Consider the following 6,211-nt stretch of genomic DNA (forward strand, 5'->3'; position numbering starts at 1 on the left):
GAGTGTCTGACATTGCTGAAGCATTATCTGTTCTTCCTTCTTCTGTTACAAAAATGGTTCAAAAATTAGATAAAGATGGTTATTTAGTTTATGAAAAGTACCGTGGACTGACATTGACGCCTAAAGGGGATAAGCTCGGAAAGCGTCTTGTGCAGCGTCATGAATTGCTCGAGCAGTTTTTACGAATGATTGGTGTGGATGAAGAACGTATTTATGATGATGTAGAGGGAATTGAACATCATTTAAGTTGGAATTCAATCGATCGTATTGCAGATCTTGTGCAAGTAATGGAAGAAAATCCAGACATCGTGAAAAAATTAGAGGCATCTAAGACACAGCACAATCTTTAAAATGATGGTGTGAAGGAAAGGGAGACAATATGAACGCATTAAAATCAGGTGAAGTCGTTACATTAACGGTATTAGAGCAACAAGCATCAAAATGGATTTTAACAAATGGAGTTGAAGAACTACCTTTAAATGCTTCAGAGGTAACAGAGCCACTAACAGTAGGTGACCGCCTTGAAGTATTTTTATTTGCAGACCGTCGTGGAGATTTGGCTGCAACAACGGCTATTCCAGCTTTTACACAAGGTGAATATGGCTGGGCACGTGTCTTGAAAGTAGTGGAACGTGAAGGTGCTTTTGTGGATATTGGTACATCTCGTGAAGTATTAGTAAGAGCAGAAGATTTACCTGCATTAAAAGAGGTATGGCCAGAACCAGGCGATCATTTATTTATGACACTACGTACAGATCGTAACGGTGATTTATTTGGTCGTTTAGCCACAGAGGAAAAAATTTCGGAGCTATATGAAGGTGCATTTGAAGATATGCACAATAAGAATATCCAAGCACGTCCATATCGTTTGTTACCGATCGGGACATTTTTGCTAGGTGTAGAGGTTCCTTACCGTATTTTTGTGCATGAGTCTGAGCGAAATAATGAGCCTCGATTAGGACAAGATGTAGTTGTACGTATTATTGATGTAAAAGACGATGGTTCCATGAATGGCTCACTTTTACCAAGAAAACATGAGCGTCTTTCAAATGATGCGCAACAAATATTAAAGTATATACAGGATGTGGGCGGTAAAATGCCATTTGGTGATAAATCGTCTCCTGAAGAGATTCAAGAAATGTTTAATATGAGTAAAGGGGCATTTAAACGTGCCTTAGGAACGTTAATGAAAGCTGGTAAAGTGAAACAACAAGACGGTTGGACTGAAGAAATTTAAAGGATGGTTTGTTTGACTAGCTAGCAAAACATTTACAACAGGAAAAGTGACGAGAGACATCCTTGAAACCTTCTCGTCTTTTTTTCGTACTAATTATTGTATAGTGGCATACATTATACTTGCTAATTATGAAGTTTTAGCGAAAGGGGTCACACGATTTGAAAAAAACATGGATTAAAATACTAACTGCTACTATGTTAGTATTTGGAGTGATGGCACCAGCAACAGGATTTGCATCTGACAATACGCCTCCAAAAGCAATTGATGAAAAACTAGGCGTACCGATCGTCGTGTATGGAGCAAATTTATCTGAGGCTGAAAAAGAGTCTGTAAAAAAATCATTAAAAGTAAGCGAAGAACCTGAAATTGAAGAAATTACTGTGTCTGGTGAGGATCTAGTAAAATACATTAAAGATAGTAATTCAAGCTCACGTATGTACTCTTCTGCAAAGATTACACGCAGAGAAGCAGGAGAGGGTCTAGTAATACAAATTGTCACACCATCAAATATAACGCAGGTAACTTCAGAGATGTACGCAAATGCGATGTTAACAGCAGGAATTCAGGATGCATCCGTACAAGTAGCTGCACCGAAAGCTGTTACAGGGCATTCAGCATTAGTAGGTATTTACAAGGCATATGAGGTCACTACAGGGGAAACACTGGATATTGATCGTACAGATGTAGCAAACGAAGAATTATCAGTAGCAACATCCATTGCAGAATCTGCAGGGGTAGACGATGCAAAGGTTGCGGAATTACTGACAGAAATTAAAAAGCAAATTGCAGAGCTAAAGCCAGCAACACGTGAAGATGTGGAGAAAATTGTAGAAGAGCAATTAAGTAAGCTTGAAATTAATTTAAGTGAAAAGGACCGTCAATTGCTAGTGGATCTAATGGATAAAATAAGCAAGTTGGACATTGATTTTAGTAAATGGTCTGATCAATTAAATGATATCAGTAATACAATCCAAGAAAAATTCGGCTCACTTATGGAAGATAAAGGTTTCTGGGAAAGCGTAAAAAGCTTTTTTGCTAATTTAAAAGATACTATTTCTTCATGGTTTAACTAAATTTATAGTTGATAGAAAGGAATCTGTTATACCTTCTCACTTTGCTAGAGAAGGTGTACAGATTTTTTTTGATTCAACAAGTGAAAGATTTTGAAGTGTGATGTTTTCGACATAGGAAAGCTAACCGAATATCTGGACATAGCTTCGCTGATTTGATAAAAGAAGCGTACACAAATTTTGTGAAAATATAAAAAGCTATGGTACTATGAATAAAAGGAGTGGTGAGAAATGGAATTCCAATTACAACAATTAGCAGAAAATAAGTTTGCATTTTTGAATGAGCAAGCAGGGGAAAAACTAGCAGAAATTACTTGGCAGCAAAATGGCTCAGTAATGGTAATGGATCACACATATGTATCTGATAAGCTCCGTGGTCAAGGTGTGGCCAAACAATTACTCGATCAAGCAGCATCGTATGCACGCGAAAATGGTTATAAAATGAAGGCCGTTTGTTCCTATGTGGTGGCAGCATTTGAAAAGTCAGATGCATACAATGATGTAAAACAATAAAAAATAAGGCAATCTGCTTTTAATTAAGCGGATTGCCTTTTAATTGCTAGAGCAAATCATGTAAATAGCTCCTTATAATAGAATGACACTATAAATTAGTACTGTTAAGAAGCCAGCCCCGCCAATTAATGAAGCCATATCTATCCAATCATATGCTAAATCGAAATCTTTCATTTTAACCACTCTCCTATTTTAGTATTAATTCATTAATTCCCTTTACTTGCCTTTTATAATCATAAATAGTTACAAAATTTTGACGAATGCTAAAAATAAGGGTACGATAACTGGGCTTTAATAGGAAATAGAGTGAGATTGTCTGCATTAAAAAACTAGACGAACTACAATGGATTGACAAAGTTTTTACTAGATAAAAGGGCAAGTATTTATCCATACATTAATATATATGCTAGAGGGTATAAAAAAATAATGTTTATTCTTTTAAGAATAGGGAAAAACTATACTACAGAGCTAGTTTCTATATTTTTAGGAGGTTATAAACTATGGCAAAACGAAAAGGAACAGGTGTTGTCGTTGCAGGATTAGCAGGACTAGCAGCATCTTATTTCAGTAAAAAAGAGAATCGTGATAAAGCACTAACAATGTTTAATAGTATGAAAGCAAAATTAGAGTCGTATCTTACTACAGGTCCTGATATGCATGACAATATTGCAGAACGTGTAGCTACAGAGGTAGCAACAGAGGCAGGTACTTCACCAACTAAAATTGCCTCGAATGAAATGGTAGCTGAAGGTGGAGGACATACTGGTGTCCATTTCTATAATGAAGAAATTCAAGAAAAGGAAAAGTAAACAAAAAACCTTCTCATCTAAGCATGAGAAGGTCTTTTGTGTGGGATAAGAATTGCGCCTGCAAAGAGCAATAATACAAAGCCAGTAAATGCAAAGCCACTGACAGTACCAAGTGATAGCCAACCTAATAAAGAAGAGCCTATAACTACACCTAGAGAGAAAAACGCGTAGAAATAGCCGTAAGCTTTTCCTCGTACTTCAGCAGTTGTAGAGTCAATTAGCAGCGAATTTACCGAAGGGAATAGGAAACCGAATCCGATCCCATAGCAAGCCATTGCTGTATAGAGTAAAGAGCTAGAATTTGCTTGGCTAATTAATAGCTGGCTTATTCCCATTAAACCTATACCAAAAGACAATGTTTTGAGTGGATTAACCTTATCAAAAATACGATTAGTAGGTAATAGGAAAACAAGAACTGCAATAATACCAAATGTACTCATTAAAGTGCCGCTTAAACGAGAGTCGAAGCCTAAGGAATGTACTTTAAGAGGGAGTAGATACGCAATAACCCCTTGAGAAAACATTAAGAAAAAGGCTCCTAAAAAGGCTTTTAATGTTCCTGTATTATTAAAAAAGACACTGATCGGAATGTAATTACTTGGTTTAGCCTTCTCTTTTTTTACTTGATTTGCTTTCAATATAAAGAACGCAAGGATACCTAGCAGAAGCATAAAGCTTGCTGTGATATTGAAAACAAATGGTACACTTGTCCGGCTAGCTAAAATGCCACTAAATGCAGGGCCTATAATGGCTGCAATACCAACAAAGGCGCCAGAAATAGCACTGCCCTTACCTCTTTTTTCCTGCTCTGTAGCGTTCGCTAGAAATGTAAAGGCAGCAGGAACAATGAAGCCTGCAACAAGGCCATGGATAAAACGTACAATTAATAGAGCAATGGGCTCTTCTACTAAATTATAAAATGTTAATGATAGACCTGTTGTTAGAAGACCTATTATGAGTATGATGAAAGGTCCTTTGCGATCCGTTAAGAAGCCAGAAATGATATTACCGAATGTATTGGAAAGCGAATACATGCCCACTGCAAGACCAGTGAGGAATGCCGATGCACCTAAAGACTCAGCATAAGTACTCATAACAGGAAGCTGGGTAAAAAGGTCGAAAAACGAAAAGAAAATAATAGCATAGATAAATTTCTTCATGGTTCCTCCGATGAAATAGAACATTATAGTCAATAAGATTAATATAGTCCTATTATAGCATCTTCCAATCGATAATACTTCTCACTTGTTTTTTGCTTTCACGTATAAAAAACGTCTAATAAGTATTAACTTATTAGACGTAGAGAATTTAATAATTAAGCTTTTGCAACTTCTTTTTTCATTGTTTTGTTTTTAGCAAGATTTACATGCCAAGAAAGTGCTTCCTCTAACAGATGAGGAGTTTGGTGGTTGCCAGTTGCTTCAACTGCACGGTTATAGTAATCCCATAATTGTTCTTTGTAATCTGGGTGTGCACAGTTTTCAATAATTAAAGGTACACGTTCTTTTGGTGCAAGACCACGTAAGTCAGCAATACCTTGTTCTGTAACGATAACATCAACGTCATGCTCTGTATGGTCAACGTGAGATACCATTGGCACGATAGAAGAAATTGCTCCACCTTTTGCGTATGATTTTGTAACAAAAATACCAAGGCGTGCGTTACGTGCGAAGTCACCTGAACCACCGATACCGTTCATCATACGAGTACCAGAAACATGCGTCGAATTAACGTTACCATAGATATCTAACTCAAGAGCTGTGTTGATTGAGATTAGACCCAAACGACGGATAAGCTCAGGGTGGTTAGAAATTTCTTGTGGACGTAAGCAAATTTTATCAGCATACTTTTCTAAATTACCATAAACTTTTTGCTGTAATTCTTCAGTAAGTGTGATTGAAGTTGCAGCAGCGAATTTAACTTTACCAGCATCGATTAAGTTAAATACAGCATCTTGAAGTACTTCAGATGCAACAATTAAATCTTCAAATTCTGAATCTGCAAAGCCATCAAGTACAGCGTTTGCTACAGAACCTACACCAGATTGCAATGGCATTAATTGATTTGTTAAACGACCCGCTTTAATTTCATCACGGAAGAAGTCTAATAAAATGTTTGCCATCGTTTGTGTTTCTTCATCTGGAGGTACGATTAATGAAGGAGCATCTGGCTCTTCAGAAATAACAATTGCTTTAATTTTAGCTGGATCTACTTTGATACCAATATCACCAAGGCGTTGCATAGCATCTGTCATTGGAATAGCTTCACGTTTACCTTGTTCTCCAGGTACATAAATATCATGGATACCGATTAAAGCTTCTGGATGAGAGATATTTAACTCGATAATAATATTTTCTGCATATTCTGCAAAGATAGGTGAGTTACCTACAGAGTTTGTTGGAATGATTAAACCATCTTCAGTAATAGCAACCGCTTCAAGAATTAAATACTTGATTGGTCCGATAATTCCTTGGCGCACTAGCTCAGCATTATGAGAAAGATGAGCATCTACATATAAGATATCCCCAGAATTAATTAAATTACGGATACCCGCATCACCCTGGAATGGTCCACGTTTACGA

7 protein-coding genes are annotated in these 6,211 nt (G+C 36.8%); 5 read left to right on the plus strand and 2 right to left on the minus strand.

Features of this window, described 5'->3' with window-relative positions; genetic code table 11:
• The 5 genes from mntR to B3D98_RS13400 form a co-directional block, all read left to right on the plus strand.
• A partial coding sequence (mntR, locus tag B3D98_RS13380) for a transcriptional regulator MntR (RefSeq protein ID WP_288583515.1) occupies positions 1-350 on the plus strand: 350 nt, incomplete at its 5' end.
• 29 nt (positions 351-379) lie between these two features.
• Positions 380-1,237 carry a CvfB family protein gene (locus B3D98_RS13385; protein ID WP_048394250.1) on the plus strand — a complete coding sequence of 286 codons (858 nt, stop codon included), beginning with the start codon at positions 380-382 and terminating at the stop codon, positions 1,235-1,237.
• A 158-nt stretch (positions 1,238-1,395) separates the two neighbouring features.
• Positions 1,396-2,310, plus strand: coding sequence for a DUF1002 domain-containing protein (locus B3D98_RS13390; protein WP_048394252.1), 915 nt, complete (start codon positions 1,396-1,398; stop codon positions 2,308-2,310).
• A gap of 228 nt (positions 2,311-2,538) precedes the next feature.
• Positions 2,539-2,820, plus strand: a complete 282-nt coding sequence (locus B3D98_RS13395; RefSeq protein ID WP_009370656.1) for a GNAT family N-acetyltransferase — start codon at positions 2,539-2,541, stop codon at positions 2,818-2,820.
• 500 nt (positions 2,821-3,320) lie between these two features.
• Positions 3,321-3,629 carry a hypothetical protein gene (locus B3D98_RS13400; protein ID WP_004232000.1) on the plus strand — a complete coding sequence of 103 codons (309 nt, stop codon included), beginning with the start codon at positions 3,321-3,323 and terminating at the stop codon, positions 3,627-3,629.
• Positions 3,630-3,646: 17 nt separating this feature from the next.
• On the opposite strand, the gene B3D98_RS13405 is transcribed toward B3D98_RS13400, so the two are convergent.
• Positions 3,647-4,789, minus strand: a complete 1,143-nt coding sequence (locus B3D98_RS13405; protein ID WP_054549597.1) for an MFS transporter — start codon at positions 4,787-4,789, stop codon at positions 3,647-3,649.
• Positions 4,790-4,944: 155 nt separating this feature from the next.
• A partial coding sequence (locus tag B3D98_RS13410) for an acetyl-CoA hydrolase/transferase C-terminal domain-containing protein (RefSeq protein WP_288583519.1) occupies positions 4,945-6,211 on the minus strand: 1,267 nt, incomplete at its 5' end.

The sequence above is a fragment of the Lysinibacillus sp. UBA5994 genome (genome assembly GCF_002429725.1).
Lineage (GTDB): Bacteria > Bacillota > Bacilli > Bacillales_A > Planococcaceae > Lysinibacillus > Lysinibacillus capsici.